This is a genomic window from Aggregatibacter kilianii (assembly GCF_003130255.1).
GTDB classification, from domain to species: Bacteria; Pseudomonadota; Gammaproteobacteria; order Enterobacterales; family Pasteurellaceae; genus Aggregatibacter; species Aggregatibacter kilianii.
This window is the reverse complement of the sequence record NZ_NRCN01000001.1, coordinates 1,993,248-2,004,852: the sequence shown is the minus strand read 5'-3', so window position 1 is coordinate 2,004,852 and position 11,605 is coordinate 1,993,248. Positions and strand designations below refer to the sequence as shown.

Genomic DNA, 11,605 nt, shown 5'->3' with positions numbered 1-11,605 from the left:
CACGCTAAAACGAATTCGAGGTATAGTTTATCGTTTTTTCATTTAAAACGCCTGTACGCGCGTTTTACGCGTTAAAATCGTTTTTTAGATGTTTTCGGGCAATATCAAGTAATCGTTGCTCGTCGGCGGCGGATAACCCGAGCCATGGGCGCGCCGGAATCGTTACGCTTTTCACCCGGCGTCCGTGCACATTTAACGCTTTGGCATTTTTTGCGGTGATCGTTCCGCCGAATTGGTGGATTGCCGCATAAGGGCGGTCGGAGCCAAACACCACGCCAGAATCATCTGCTTGGTAGCGCAGTGTACCACTTAAATGCCCGTCAAGGGTTAAAATTTTATCGGCGTTTTTCTTTTTGGTGTCGCGATACCAATCCTGCAAAGGCACCCAAGGCGTGCCGTCCGGGGCTTTCTGCGCAACAAACCTGGCAAAATGGATTGCCAACAGCTCTTCGCCCATTTCGGCAAACATCAGCTTAGGACGATTTAATTTCGCCAAGGCCTTATCAATCACGCGGCTAAGCTCCGAAATATCTAGTTTAATGTTGACTGCGGTCATATTTTGTCCTATATTGATTTTAGCGCATCGGGTGGGCAGTCCCCGCCAGGACCTCAAATCCCACACCCGGCGAGACTCACTTGTGGCGGCGGGTGAGTTTTTTAATCTTCGTCGTCCCGGTAATACAACATCACACCGGTGCGCACCTGTTCTAAGTATTCGTCTTTGTCCGGCGCAAATATCGTCACGCCGTCCCAACCATCACTGCCCACATCAAACACCGCCAATGCCGGAATATTTGTTTTGATACCATCAATTTTAAAGCGGGCAATATAACGGCGTCGCACAACCATTTTATCAATATTCAGCCAGTGCTCGGTACGCGTCCAGATTTCATCCGGCTGTTGTAACGCTAATGCGAGGAGTTTTAAATACACCTCTCGCCCGCGCTTTTTGAGCTTGGAGTGCCCACTGCGAGAAGTAAATAGGGCGTCGCTGATCACCAGACTTTCACCCAGCACATCTTTAAATATTGCGGGCTTTTCTGCCGTCGCGCCGAATTCGGATAAAAATTCGTTAATGTAAAATCCGTCATCTTTGTCGGACGGCAACAATAAACTGCTGGACACTTTGCGCGGGGTCGGCATTGGGATTGGCGTATCTTTTCGGTGCGGGTAAAACTCCACGCGGCGCGGTTGTCCGCTGTCGTCTAACGGCGGCGGGGTTTGGCTGGTTAAGCGTGACGCACCGGGGATATGCTCAAAGCCGGGGTCGATACCTTTCGGCACGTTGACAATACGCGGATTCAAACCGCGTGCGCCGACAATACGTTCCTCCCACTCAATTTTTGGTGCCTTATCCACTTTGAGTCCGTTGCGATCCATGTAGGCTTGACTACGCCCAATCACGGTGCATTGACAGCCCCATGCGTTAATGGGGAAATGGGTTTGCCACCACGGATCATCGTGGCGCAAAATCAACCCGTCCCAGTGCATATGTTCAATGCGAGGGTGGCTGACGGCGTCGCTGTGGACATACTCCCAATAGGGCATGACATTTTTAAGCTCTTGCAGTTGGGCGTATCTGCCTGCTTGATAGCTCGAGCGCAAGTTGGTTTCATAAATCACCCGACTGCGCCAGTTGCGCCCGCCGTGATAGTCCCAGCCATATTTAGCGACGATATTGTCAAAATCCTTTCTAAAATCTTCTAACGTTTTGCCGTTAGCAATAAAGTCGTTAATGGCGGCGGCAAAGTCTTCAATGATTTCACGGCGGTTTGCTCCCGCAACCACTGCCGCGTAATCATGCTCAGCGTTGTAAATGTCCGTCCATGTAGCGGTAGGTGTCGGGATTTTGCGCTTATAAAACTCAATTTGCTCGTTAAACGGTACGCTGCCATAGGTCGCTTTATTCATTTTTTGCCTCGCTTGCCGCCGCTTCGCGCCCGCTTAAATTCGCCGCGTTGAGTGCTAGCGCCATAGCGGCCGTATATTGTTCGAGGCTCATATCCGGCATCAAGGTTAACAGCTCATCGCGCATTTGCTCTAAAGATTCCGCGCGCTCGGCAAGAGCGCGTACATGGATCAACCAGTTATGAATTACCGGCGCAAGATTGTTGTCGAGCTGGTCAACCATGTGACCCGGGATGTCTTTTTCCGTTTCGCCCGCAAAGTCCGCCGTTTTCTTAGCAGGTTCTTTGGGTGCCTGGTCATCATTATTCGGGGATTCTGCCTTTTCCCACTCGCCGCCGTAGGACGCTTGGATTTGCCCCAAAGTCGGACGGTAGCCGGTAGTTTCAAAAACAACCTTGTCGCGGTTGGCTTTTTCGTTTAAATCTTCCGCTTCGTCAAATACTCTAAACACACGCGGTGGGCGGGCGTTGGCAAAGTTCATGGCAGTCAGCCATGCTACCGGGCCACGATTAAAGGATTCACAGATGACATCAGAGTCTGCTTTGATAATGGATTCCAACACTTTTTCTTGCAAGTCGTCATTACCCAAACGCCCTGCGGTACCGCCTGACGAGGAGGTTTGCCCCAAGACGACACGTTGGATCCCCTCATTCATGGTGTCAAATAATTCTTTATATGATCCGTTACCACTGCGCCCTTGGCTTAATAGTTCAATCGGCATATCAAGCGGCATGACAATGCCGCTGTCGGATTGGATAGATTCGACCGCTTCCAATAAGCGTTTCTGGTCGGCTTCGCTAGCGTTTTTGCCGTAGCGTCCGAGCACCGTAGGCATGCCAAATTTCTCCAAAAAGATCAGCCAAAATTTGACGCCGTTACGTTTAAAAAAGCTCAACCAATACAACCAGTGCGCAAGACCAATACCGTACGGCTCGTCGTCGTGGTCGGCACCGGTGCAAAAACTCCAAAAATACGGTGCCGGGCACTCGATACCCGTGGTTTGATTAGCGCGGGTGAGTAGGCGCAACTCCCCCTTCGGGGTAAAGCGGAAGCGGCGACGGTTGCGCACTTTCACATCGGCCACGTATTTGCCGTCATCATTGACACGATACACCAGCTCCGCTACGGCGTAGCCGTAGAAAATACCGTAGTGCATGAGTTTGGTAATGCGGTCAAAGCCGATTTCCGAGACCCAGTTACGGATAAAATCCGCCGCTTCCACATCTTGCGATTCGTCGCTTGCCGGCTCTACCGTCCATTCGCGGGAGACCAGCGCGTCTTGGCGTTGGGTAAAAGTACGTTTGACTTCCTCATCGCTTAATACTTTTTCATAAAGCGACAGGTCGCCGTTACCGCGCCCACGGAGTACGCCATCTTCGGGCTGTGCCAGCTCGCCCATGTAGGCTTTGGTGATGTCCTGCCCGTCACCGGTGCTTGCGATAGCGCGGTTGGTTTCCGGTTTTTTGTTTTTACTTTTAAACCAATCTTTAATGCCCATAATTAATATCCTCTAAAATTATTATGTCCGCGCACCGTACCAAATCCATGCGCGGAAAATCCCGCACTTGTGCCGAATAAATCCGCCGTATCGCGCCGTTTACCTGCTTTAAAATCAATCTCAAAGCCCTCGTCGGTGCGATAGGCGTAATAGAGTAAGAGTTTGGCTATGCCTGCGTCACCGTGGCGTTGCGTGCCGCTGGCGCCCGTGGTGCGTTTGTCGGGGATTCGCGGTGTACCTTTAACGACCTGGAATGCGCGTAAATCGTCGAGCATATCCGCGTGGCGCGGGATGCCGTGAAAGGTGCCGTCCTCAAGGGCGGCTTTAAACGGTGGCGCATGCTGGGCGTACCATGACTCGCTTAACATCACCGATTCGACAACTTGTCCGTAACGGTCAAATGCCGCCTCGGATAAAAACTGCCCGTTACCGCGTCCATCATTGGCCGCTTTGGATAAGCGCGGTAGGCGGTCGCCGATGTAATAGTAAATTTGTTCCTGTTGCTTAAATGGCACTTTGGACATTTCCAGTACCAACACTTCTTTTAGCGTTAAATCGGGCTGTTCCTGTCCTACACAAATCACCGACAAGTCACCGCTCCGTGCAAAGTCCTCGCCGATGTAACTGCGTTGTCCGTTCGGTAAGGTTTGTAACACCGGGAGCAGGTTTTCTTCGCACCATTCTTCAATTTCTGCATAGCGCACCGGCTCGTCGATTAAGCTAAATTCGTCATTTTTGGTTAAGCGGATGAGCGGGGTATCTTTGCTCATGCGGCTTTCAATGAGTGCGCGGGTAAGCCACGCGCCACCGGAGTTACGTGGGATACAATCTAACTCTTCGGAGGCGGCATCACCGTAAGACGCACGGATTTCTGCCACCCAAGCGTCTTCGGCTTCCTGCGTCCATTCGCGCCCCAAGCGTAAGCAAATGCGTTGATAAAGCCCGTCTTTAATGGCGTCATCAAATGTAATCGTGTGCAGGCTGTATGGCTTTTTGCCCGCTTTAACGTCACTAATCAGCTCGTTAAACGGATTATCCACACCATTATGGGTGCTGATGATATGCACCTGACCGCCCCACATCAAAAGCGCCATCGCCGCTTTCATCAGTTCCGCCAAATCCTCGTGGAACGCGGCTTCGTCAATAATCACGCGCCCTTGTTTACCCCGTAAGTTAGACGGGCGGGAGGATAGCGCGGTGATACGCCAACCACTGGCAAAGCGGATGATGTAGGCTAAAATCGCTTTTTCTTCGTCGCCTTCCTTAAAGATCTCTTCGGTTTCTTCGATTTCACCCGCCGCCAATCCGTAGGCTTTTGCCCAGTTTCCGCAATCCCGGATAAACTCCAGCGCCATCTCCTTGTTGTAGCCGATATACCATGAGTCCATGCCTTGCTGAGACGCTGCCAAAAGTGCGGTATCGGCGGCTTCGCCCCATGATAGACCGATACGCCGTGACTTCTCGCAAACTTTCACGGCGGTGGTATCAGCGCACCATTTTTGCTGATATGGTAACAACACGGCGGGCGTGCGGGCGGTTTCGGTGAGGTTTTCCATTTATGCGGTGATCCCTAAAATTTGCTGACGGATTTGGTCTGCCGTATCGGCACTCAAGCCACCTTTTTTCACCAACGTGTCCACTTCCTTAGCGGCGGCCTCGGCGCGGGCTTTGATTTCGGCTTGGTATTTTTTCAGATTGATACTGGCGCCAATCAGCGGGCTGATGTTTTTCCCTACAAACGACAAGGCGGCAAGGCGTTTCATCGGGTCGTCTTCTTCCTTGATTTCTTCGAGATTCATCAAAGCATGAAAAACTTCACTTTGGATCATTTCCAAAATGGCGTCGCTTTGCGTGCCTTTGTCGTTGCTGATGTTATCTGAGATGATTTTCGCCGCTTCGGTACTGGCTTTCACAGACGCCAAACGACGTTCTAATGCTTGCCCGTAGCGGTGCACCGCACTGCGTGAGATGTCATAACCTCGGGATTTTAGGGCTTCTTCCAGTGCGCTGTAATCGCTAAAGTTATTTTCAACAAGGGCGGCGTCCAGCCAATCTTTGACGGTTTGCGGCAGTTGTTTGACGGTTGAGCGTTTCGGCATGGCGACTCCTTACCAGTATTTTTCAGGGCGGGCAATGCCGTTGATAGATTCGCTGGTGTACTCGACAAAATCAATGCCTTCCGAGGTCAATTTACCGTGCCAGCGGGCGGTATCGCGTCCGCGTAACTCAATCAATTTGCGTCCGGCTAAATAATCCATTTCGCGGCGTAATTCTAGGGCGGTCAGTTGCATTGGCACGCTTTGAATTGTGGTTAAAATCAGGCTTTCCGGCGCTCCAATAGGCCGTGCATGGTCGAGCGTCAACAAAATCAACCAGCGCACGTGTTCGCGTTTGTTTTTTTCAAATTGGATCATGTTAGCTTCTTCCATACATTAAAATAACCTTATCTAACTTTTCATTAATGGCGTCGTAGCGCGCCGAGTTTACCGATTCGCTCCGGATAGCGTCCTCGCGTCGCTGATAGTCCTCCGGCATTTTTATCTTTAGTTCCATGACGATATTATTGGCCGCTTCCGAGAGTCTACGCGCCTCTTTGATGTCTTGGTGGAGCTGTTGATATTGGGTTTCGGTAAATTTAAATTTCTCGTTGAGCTTGGATTCAAATTGAGCAAGCAGGATTTTGCCAAAGCCAATCAACATACCGATGATGGTAATAACCAGGCTCACAAAAAAGGTGATCACCTGCCACGTGCTGACTTCCGTCATTTTGCCTCCTCCTTTTGCACATAATTAATTAAATCTACGTGCAACCCGGCACAAATGCCGTAAAGATCATACATTTGCTTTAGGGCTACCAAAACCGCATCACTGTGGTTTTGCGGGAGCGGCGGCAGGGTTTGGCACGGCACCGCTAATGCCGGTGGTAGCGGTTTTGGTTGCGCGGGCGCGGGCTTCGGCGAGTCTGTGCAGGCTGTCAGCAGGATAGCGGCAATCGCGACGGCTATGCCCGTTTTTCGTAAGGGTTTGCTGTAATTCATAGGTGGTTCGGTCTCCTTCGGTTTGGTAATCGGCAAGTTTGGCAATAGTGGCTTGGCTGACGATAGTTGCTGCCATAATGTCGCGCCCAAGACGGTCTAACTGCCCCTTAATTTCTGTTTTTTCCGCCTGCTCATAGGCGGCTTTGGTATCGGCAACACCGCGCTCATAGGCTTGGTAGCAACTCCAAAAAGTAAAAAGCCCAACCAGTACGCAATTAATCATCAATTTGCCGATGTCGGATTTTAAAAATGCGTTTAACGCCTTTACAAACATTGTGGAATCCCCCAGTTAATATAAAGCGGTTGCCAGCGGTAGATAATACGCTGTGGATAGCCCCGATTTTCGGCAAAATTGGCTCGGCTACGCCCACTATTGACAAGTTCCACGCTTTGCCAATAAATCAATGGATCAAGCCCTTGCGCCTTGGCTTTGCGTTTATCACGTTGCACCCAACCCAAGCCCCCGTTATATGCCGATAACATAAAGGCCATACGGTCGCATTCGGTACGCGCATTAATCTGTTCATAGTTGTAACGGTTATAACGTACTAACGCCCGCAACGCCCAGTCGGGGTTATAAGGCTGATTGTCGGCAAGTTCGGGATACAACGCCGAAATCCAGTCAGCGGTTTTTGGCATAAACTGCGCCAAGCCTTGCGCACCGACGGGCGAAAGTGCGGTCGTTTTCCACTGCGATTCTTGATGGATTTGGGCGGCAAACACTGGGATTGGGGCATTTAAGCCCCAAACGGCATAGCTTTCGCGGGTTAAGGTGCGTTGGTATTGCGCTGCCTGATTCGACGCGCTGAAGGCTAACGGCACGCATAACACGGACGATAGCAACAGCGCCACCAAGGCATAGGCGCAAAATTTGAAGCACTTATTGGTGCGATGGACAACGCGCATAGTTATAGTCCTAACGTCACGCCCAAAATAACCGCACCGACAATGAGCGCACGGCGTAATACCACCATGGCAAAGACGTTCAAATAGCCATCGCAAATCGGATATTCCGGCTGATTTTCAGGGCGCAAGGCGAGCTTGGATTCGCGTTTATTCCAACGCTCACGCAAATAACTGCCGGGGCTCGAATACGGAAACAAGGCGCGGTCGAGGTGGTAACCGATAATGGATGCAATAGACACTAGGGCCAATTTATACAACACTACCGGTAACTGCGCAGGTGAAATAAGACCAATGATCGCAAGTAAACACAGGGCGGAAATGACCCAAGATAATAGGCGACCATGCTTTAATGCGTTAAAAAAACCTTTCATAAAAACTCCTTAAATTTGGGTGAATGGGTAGTTTGGAGTGTTTAGATTAGCTATCTGTTAACTTTGAGTATTTTGGACGCGATAAGAATATTTTTGATGCACGGACAGGCAAACTAGGCACACCGAAAAACCACAGAAAAAGGATCTGACAATGTAATGTATCAACCTTTTGCGCATTTAACCCCGCGCGGCAAGCCTTACGACCTGCCGCCCTTACCGAATAACGAAAAACGAGGAAAAACAATGGAAAAATTAACCTATGAACACATCAAATCTGTGATTAAATCCGTCAAATATGTACAGGTTGGCGTGCTGACAATTTGTGTGCTGACATTGCAAAACGGCTTTACTGTAACCGGTGAAAGCGCCTGCTTATCGTTAGCGACGTTTGATGCAGAAATCGGCAGAAAAATCGCACGTGATAATGCAGAAGATAAGATTTGGCAGCTGGAAGGCTATTTAGCTAAACAGCGGATGCATGAAGCCACACAACGTAGCGAGGCTTAAAATGAAACTTAAATCAATTAACATCGCAAAGGTTGTCATTACGCCGACGGGCTATTGTTTGGTGACCACCGAAGACTATGGCGACACTTTTCTGATTCCTTTGCATCAAAGCAGTAAACGTTATGGTTACGCTGCAAAAGCCAAAGAACAGCCTATTGACGGCGAGTTTATTTATGTGACCAGCGCCGAGGAAATCGCAGAATGCGAAATTGAAGCGGAATGGATCGTCGCCACACCTGAAAGCGTTTATTGGGATTCTGCCTCATTTCTTCATTTCTGGAATGCCGGCAGATTGGTTGGCGTTGATGTGATGCTGCAAGGTGTGTTTGCCCAGCAAGAAGAACTTTTTGCGCAAATTACCGGGCAAGAAGAGGAATGATTTAGCGTTTCCGAAGCGTCATCGCGCGATAAACGATTTTATAAGGGCTTGCCGGTGGTTCTGTCGGTGAGCCTTTTTTATGGTACGGCATAAACCCAATTACGCCGCGCTTATACAAGCCCATCACCACATTATTTAATTCAAACTCGCTGTAGGTTTCTTCAAGTTTTCGCCAAAATTCGGCGTCCGATACAGGATTTGGATGGTGTTTTTCCATTTCTTCAATGATGATATTTTCTAGATTTTTCATGTTCCCTCCGGTTATTTTATTAGTTTCTTATTTATTCTTTGTCGATGTATTCCAAAATATTGTCTTTTATGCCGCACTTTTGCAGGAATGTGACATGCATACGGCGCTGTAACTCGGCATTTATAAGCTCTTTCCGTTGCCAGTTTTGAGCAAATAGAATATCTATTGCCTTGGTGTCCAGCTTAACCTTAGCGCTCAGAAAATTAAGCCAAAAGATAAAAAGTAAAAAGATAGCAGTGACACTAATAAAAAACCAAATGGCACTGCTATCAGTCAAAGAAAATGTGCTGCCGGACAACTGAAGGCATATCATAAAAATGATGTATCCGATAAATAACCGCGTAATATCACGCTGGGTCATTGCAACGAGCAATATTTTCAGCCGTTCCCGGGTTAACTTTCGCCTCGCACGAATAAGTTGTTTTTCCGAATATTCAGATAGATTTATCTCATTTACTTCTTGTTGCCCAATGGCCTCAAAGATTTTATCTATTACCGTGAGTTGCTTAAGATAAACCTGAGTATTTCCATTCCCCGTTATTTTCATCTTCATAGCTTTTTCCTCCTTGTTGTTAGCTAATTAGAATCTATCTCTTTCGGGATCTCCCTGAAATTTGTACATTGTTATCGCCTTTGATTTCCATGTTATCAGCGTCTGTATGGTTGTGTTGTTGGTTATGATTGCCTTCAATTTTCATGCCGGCACCTGCCCCTCCAAGCATAAATTGGCGCATTACTGGCGGCGCGGCGCGAAATGTTTCTAGTAGCTGTTGTTCTTCTGATGTTAGTTCAGCGTTTGAACGCACCCCAAAAAGAACATAATTAACATCAATTCCAATTTTTGATATTTCAATTAAATATTCTGCTGACGGCGTTCTTACACCGCTTTCATACTTCAACTGCGCCTGTTTTTGAACGCCACCCACGGCACCCAATGCCGCCTGTGTAAGACCTATTCTTTCTCTCTCTTCTTTTAATCTTGGACCTATAGACATAAAAACCTCAAATACTCAAAAAAACTGTTGACAGGTACTCAAATGAGTACCATAATACTTTAAAACTTAGCAAAACATTTCGTAAATCTTTAATCAACAACAGGAGAGCTAATAATGACACCAGAAGCAGTAAAACGCAAATTTAAACAAAACGGTTGGACGTTCGCCGCGTGGGCCAAAGAACACGGTTACACCCCCGTGGAAGTTTCCCGTGTGTTGAACGGATTCGCCAAAGGTGACCGTGGCAAGGCGCATGAAATCGCCTTAAAACTTGGACTCAAAAAACCGATTAACTAACGAGGTGCCATATGAAAAGCCTACTTATCAAACTACATAACCGCTTTTTAGCCTGTCAATACCGCGCCACCAAAGCAAAAAACGTCATCAGCAACCAAGCCGTCAAAAATAACGGCCGTAATCGTGATGCGCGCGATATTGCCGAAGAGTTTGGCGTACCGTTATCCGTTGCCGCCCGTTTTGTGAAATAAGGAGTGTGACATGGAGAAGGTCAATTCGGCACAGCGTGCTTTGAGGGTGATTAAAGTGTTACAAAACAATTCGTTCAATGGGTTAAGCAACAAAGAACTTGCCACTGCGCTAGACGAAAGCCCGGCAAATATCAGCCGCACCCTTGATGTACTCAAAAATGAGGGTTTTGTGATTAAGTTGGAAAGCGGCAAGTTTGCCTTCAGCTCCCTCTTTGCTCAAATCGCCATGCGCCACGCCGCCAATATGGACAAGGCAAGCGCACAAATTAACGAACTTAAACAACGCTTAGGCACCGCCGCCTACTAAGGATAAACCATGACAGATTTAACAATGGAACAAAAACAAAACGCTATGTCATTAGTTGCAAAACAAATGACTCAAGACCTCGCAGAAGCTCATGAAGCGATGGGGATGTTAAAAGGTTTTAACTTTATCGGAAAACTCCTGACCGTCAGCAGTTTGAAAGTGTTGCATGAAATAAAGAATTCTAAAAAATACAAAGGGTTAAGCTATATTGACCAAGATGGAAAACTGCTGACCGTCAGCAGTTGGGCAGATTATTGTAGAGCCTGCGGTTTAACCGAGAAAAAGGTTGATGAAGATTTATTAAACCTCAGCAAATTAGGAGAAGACTTTTTAGAAACCAGCCAACGCCTCGGCTTAGGCTACCGCGAAATGCGCAAACTGCGCAAATTACCGGAAGATGCCCGCGCCGAAATTGTGGATGCCGAATTTTCAGAAAGTGCCGACAAAGAAGAATTGTTGGAAAAAATCGAAGAATTGACCGCAAAACACGCACAAGAAAAACAAATCTTAGAGGGGCAATTAAAACAAAGCCATGCCAACTATGAAGCGCAAAGCAAGGTGTTAAAAAACAAAAATGACCGCATTAACCAGCTCGACATCGAGTTGGAGAAAAAGAAAAACCACATCAACACGTTAAGCCCGGACGAAAAAGGCGGCTTGTTGCGCAAAGAAACCTCGCAACTGGTTTACAACGCCGAAGCGATTTTACGCGGGCAAGTGTGGAAAGCCTTTGAAACGTTGGATAGTCACACGCAAGAAAGCGGCATTGACCATAAACAATTTATGGTGGGTACGCTTGCGGAGATTGAGTTAGTGCTTAACGAGTTGCGCACCGCCTTTAATTTGCCGCGTTTGGCGGACGGTGACAACCGCCCTGAATGGGCGCGAGAAGGTTTTGAAGGCAAAGACTACGACGCGGAATTTAACGCCATTTTAAATGGTGAAAATCAATAAGGAT

The 11,605-nt window shown here is 48.1% G+C and carries 19 protein-coding genes; 6 read left to right on the top strand and 13 right to left on the bottom strand.

All coding sequences use genetic code 11. The features are described from left to right. Nucleotides 1-64: 64 nt before the first annotated feature. From DK428_RS09405 to DK428_RS09360, 10 genes are all read right to left on the bottom strand, one after another. Nucleotides 65-556, bottom strand: a complete 492-nt coding sequence (locus tag DK428_RS09405) for a phage virion morphogenesis protein (protein WP_109092158.1) — start codon at nucleotides 554-556, stop codon at nucleotides 65-67. Nucleotides 557-657: 101 nt separating this feature from the next. Then, complete coding sequence (locus tag DK428_RS09400) at nucleotides 658-1,911, bottom strand: PBECR2 nuclease fold domain-containing protein (protein ID WP_109092157.1); 1,254 nt, start codon at nucleotides 1,909-1,911, stop codon at nucleotides 658-660. Further along, nucleotides 1,904-3,406, bottom strand: coding sequence for a DUF935 domain-containing protein (locus DK428_RS09395; protein WP_109092156.1), 1,503 nt, complete (start codon nucleotides 3,404-3,406; stop codon nucleotides 1,904-1,906). The genes DK428_RS09400 and DK428_RS09395 overlap by 8 nt, the downstream gene beginning before the upstream one ends. 2 nt (nucleotides 3,407-3,408) lie before the next feature. After that, complete coding sequence (locus DK428_RS09390; protein WP_109092155.1) at nucleotides 3,409-4,962, bottom strand: terminase large subunit domain-containing protein; 1,554 nt, start codon at nucleotides 4,960-4,962, stop codon at nucleotides 3,409-3,411. Next, nucleotides 4,963-5,505 (bottom strand): DUF3486 family protein, encoded by a 543-nt coding sequence (locus DK428_RS09385; protein WP_109092154.1) that lies wholly within the window; start codon nucleotides 5,503-5,505, stop codon nucleotides 4,963-4,965. It abuts the gene before it with no gap. 9 nt (nucleotides 5,506-5,514) lie between these two features. Next, nucleotides 5,515-5,820, bottom strand: a complete 306-nt coding sequence (locus tag DK428_RS09380; RefSeq protein WP_109092184.1) for a hypothetical protein — start codon at nucleotides 5,818-5,820, stop codon at nucleotides 5,515-5,517. A gap of 1 nt (nucleotide 5,821) precedes the next feature. Continuing rightward, entirely contained in the window at nucleotides 5,822-6,172 is a 351-nt protein-coding gene (locus DK428_RS09375) for a hypothetical protein (protein WP_109090043.1), read from the bottom strand. Nucleotides 6,173-6,271: 99 nt separating this feature from the next. Beyond that, the gene (locus tag DK428_RS09370; protein ID WP_109092153.1) at nucleotides 6,272-6,718 is read right to left on the bottom strand and encodes a hypothetical protein; all 447 of its coding nucleotides are present in this window, start codon (nucleotides 6,716-6,718) and stop codon (nucleotides 6,272-6,274) included. Next, a complete protein-coding gene (locus tag DK428_RS09365) occupies nucleotides 6,709-7,350 on the bottom strand; it encodes a transglycosylase SLT domain-containing protein (protein WP_109092152.1) in 642 nt (213 codons plus the stop codon). Before DK428_RS09365 ends, DK428_RS09370 begins: the two co-directional genes overlap by 10 nt. A 2-nt stretch (nucleotides 7,351-7,352) precedes the next feature. Next, nucleotides 7,353-7,721, bottom strand: a complete 369-nt coding sequence (locus DK428_RS09360) for a putative holin (RefSeq protein WP_109090046.1) — start codon at nucleotides 7,719-7,721, stop codon at nucleotides 7,353-7,355. A gap of 156 nt (nucleotides 7,722-7,877) precedes the next feature. On the opposite strand from DK428_RS09360, the gene DK428_RS09355 reads away from it, so the two are divergent. Beyond that, complete coding sequence (locus DK428_RS09355; protein ID WP_109092151.1) at nucleotides 7,878-8,228, top strand: Gp49 family protein; 351 nt, start codon at nucleotides 7,878-7,880, stop codon at nucleotides 8,226-8,228. Between the two features lies 1 nt (nucleotide 8,229). Beyond that, a complete protein-coding gene (locus DK428_RS09350) occupies nucleotides 8,230-8,607 on the top strand; it encodes a hypothetical protein (protein ID WP_109092150.1) in 378 nt (125 codons plus the stop codon). A gap of 1 nt (nucleotide 8,608) precedes the next feature. On the opposite strand, the gene DK428_RS09345 is transcribed toward DK428_RS09350, so the two are convergent. From DK428_RS09345 to DK428_RS09340, 3 genes are read right to left on the bottom strand one after another with little or no spacing between them, the layout of a single operon-like run. Beyond that, nucleotides 8,609-8,857, bottom strand: a complete 249-nt coding sequence (locus DK428_RS09345; RefSeq protein ID WP_109092149.1) for a hypothetical protein — start codon at nucleotides 8,855-8,857, stop codon at nucleotides 8,609-8,611. Between the two features lie 31 nt (nucleotides 8,858-8,888). After that, entirely contained in the window at nucleotides 8,889-9,410 is a 522-nt protein-coding gene (locus DK428_RS11595; protein ID WP_157952199.1) for a hypothetical protein, read from the bottom strand. Between the two features lie 34 nt (nucleotides 9,411-9,444). After that, on the bottom strand, nucleotides 9,445-9,852 hold the full coding sequence (locus DK428_RS09340; protein WP_109092148.1) for a helix-turn-helix domain-containing protein: 408 nt from the start codon (nucleotides 9,850-9,852) through the stop codon (nucleotides 9,445-9,447). 114 nt (nucleotides 9,853-9,966) lie between these two features. On the opposite strand from DK428_RS09340, the gene DK428_RS09335 reads away from it, so the two are divergent. Genes DK428_RS09335 through DK428_RS09320 form a run of 4 tightly spaced genes read left to right on the top strand, consistent with a single transcriptional unit; the run spans nucleotide 9,967 to nucleotide 11,601 of the window. Further along, nucleotides 9,967-10,149 (top strand): DNA-binding protein, encoded by a 183-nt coding sequence (locus DK428_RS09335; protein WP_109078950.1) that lies wholly within the window; start codon nucleotides 9,967-9,969, stop codon nucleotides 10,147-10,149. A gap of 11 nt (nucleotides 10,150-10,160) precedes the next feature. Continuing rightward, the gene (locus DK428_RS09330; RefSeq protein WP_109092147.1) at nucleotides 10,161-10,340 is read left to right on the top strand and encodes a hypothetical protein; all 180 of its coding nucleotides are present in this window, start codon (nucleotides 10,161-10,163) and stop codon (nucleotides 10,338-10,340) included. Nucleotides 10,341-10,350: 10 nt separating this feature from the next. Further along, nucleotides 10,351-10,647 (top strand): helix-turn-helix domain-containing protein, encoded by a 297-nt coding sequence (locus DK428_RS09325; RefSeq protein WP_109092146.1) that lies wholly within the window; start codon nucleotides 10,351-10,353, stop codon nucleotides 10,645-10,647. A 9-nt stretch (nucleotides 10,648-10,656) separates the two neighbouring features. Then, the gene (locus DK428_RS09320; protein WP_109092145.1) at nucleotides 10,657-11,601 is read left to right on the top strand and encodes a hypothetical protein; all 945 of its coding nucleotides are present in this window, start codon (nucleotides 10,657-10,659) and stop codon (nucleotides 11,599-11,601) included. Nucleotides 11,602-11,605 lie beyond the last annotated feature (4 nt).